Origin of the sequence: Streptomyces tyrfis, from assembly GCF_037034285.1 — a bacterium.
In the GTDB taxonomy this organism is placed as follows: Bacteria; Actinomycetota; Actinomycetes; order Streptomycetales; family Streptomycetaceae; genus Streptomyces.
Map to the genome: position 1 here is coordinate 1 of NZ_JBAGJZ010000104.1, position 1,688 is coordinate 1,688.

Consider the following 1,688-nt stretch of genomic DNA (forward strand, 5'->3'; position numbering starts at 1 on the left):
CTGGGCTACGCCTCCGCCATCGGCGTCGCGCTGTTCGCGCTGACCGTGGTGGTCGCGGTGATCCAGCGGCTCGTGATCGGGAAGGACCAGTGACCATGACCGCAGCACCCACCAAAACCCCGCCCCCGCCCCCGCCCGCCGGCGCGGTTTCCGTCCCTGTGTCCGACCGGGCCGCGCGCCGGGCCGAGCGCCGGCTGCGCAGGCTCGCGGAGCGCGAGACCGTCCCCTACGGCCTGCGTCCCACCCGGGCCGGCCGGATCGGGCGCGCCGCCTTGCTGACGGTGGCCGCCCTGGTCACGGTCTTCCCGTTCTACGCGATGGTCGTGCTGTCGCTGAAGCCGTCCGCGGCGGTCGAGTTCCCCGGGAGTCTGTTGCCGTGGCCGGTGAGCGGCGAGGCGTATGACACCGTGATGAACGCCCAGGACGTGCCGCGCTGGCTGTTCAACACCCTGCTCTACTCCGTCGTCTCGGTCGTCGGTGTGCTGCTGCTGGCCTCGCTGGCCGGGTATGCCTTCGCCAAGAAGCGCTTCCCGGGCCGGGAGGCGATGTTCTGGTCGTTCCTGTCGATGGTGATGGTCCCGTACCACGTCACGATGATCCCGACGTTCGCGATGATCGCGAAGCTGGGCGGTGTGGACACCTACTGGGGTCTGATCGTGCCGACGCTGGCCAACGCCCAGGCGGTCTTCCTGATGCGGCAGTTCATCCAGGGGCTGCCGGACGAGCTGTTCGAGGCGGCCCGCCTCGACGGCTGCAACGAGTGGCAGATCTTCCACCGGATCGTCCTGCCGCTGCTGAAGCCGATCCTGGCCACGCTCGGCGTGTTCGTCTTCCTGTGGCACTGGAACGACTTCCTGTGGCCGCTGGTCATCGGCCAGTCCACCGACATGCGCACCCTCACCGTCGGCATCGCCTCGCTCCAGCAGCAGAACGTGCCGCTCAACGTGGTGCTCTCCGGCTCCGTCATCGCGTTCGTGCCCATCTTCGCCGCCTACCTGGTGGGCCAGCGCTACTTCACCGAGGGCGTCACCGCGTCCGGAATCAAGGGATAAGGGAAAACCACACATGTTCACCGATGAAGCCGCTCTGGAGGAGCGGCTCGCCACCCCCTCACCCGCTCTCGTCACCGACCTGGGCCGCCTCGAAGGCGACCTGCTCGTCCTCGGCGCCGGCGGCAAGATGGGCCCCAGCCTGTGCCGGCTGGCCCGCCGGGCCCTGGACGCCGCGGGCCGCACCGACCTGACCGTCCACGCCGTCTCCCGCTGGTCCGACCGGTCCGCGGCCCAGGCCCTGGAGGCCGACAGGGTCTCCACCGTCGCCTTCGACCTCATGGACCCGGCCGCCGACCTGACCGGCCTGCCCGACGCCGGGAACATCGTCTTCATGGTCGGCGCCAAGTTCGGCTCCGCCCAGGCACCCTCCCACGCCTGGGCCGTCAACGCCGCCATGCCCGACCGCGTCACCCGCCGCTGGCCCCACGCACGCATCGCCGCGTTCTCCACCGGCAACGTCTACCCCCTCGTCCCCCTCTCCACCGGCGGCTGCACCGAAACCGACCCCGTCGGCCCCGTCGGCGAATACGCCATGTCCTGCCTCGGCCGCGAACGCGTCTTCGCCCACGCAGCCCTCACCCAAGGCACCAAAATCGCCAACATCCGCCTCAACTACGCAGTCGACCTGCGCTACGG

Annotated in this window: 2 protein-coding genes; both read left to right on the plus strand. The window is 70.1% G+C overall.

Annotated elements, in window-relative coordinates; translation table 11 throughout:
* Positions 1-95: 95 nt before the first annotated feature.
* On the plus strand, positions 96-1,052 hold the full coding sequence (locus WA762_RS35345; protein ID WP_335941690.1) for a carbohydrate ABC transporter permease: 957 nt from the start codon (positions 96-98) through the stop codon (positions 1,050-1,052).
* Positions 1,053-1,065: 13 nt separating this feature from the next.
* A partial coding sequence (locus WA762_RS35350) for an NAD-dependent epimerase/dehydratase family protein (RefSeq protein WP_335941691.1) occupies positions 1,066-1,688 on the plus strand: 623 nt, incomplete at its 3' end.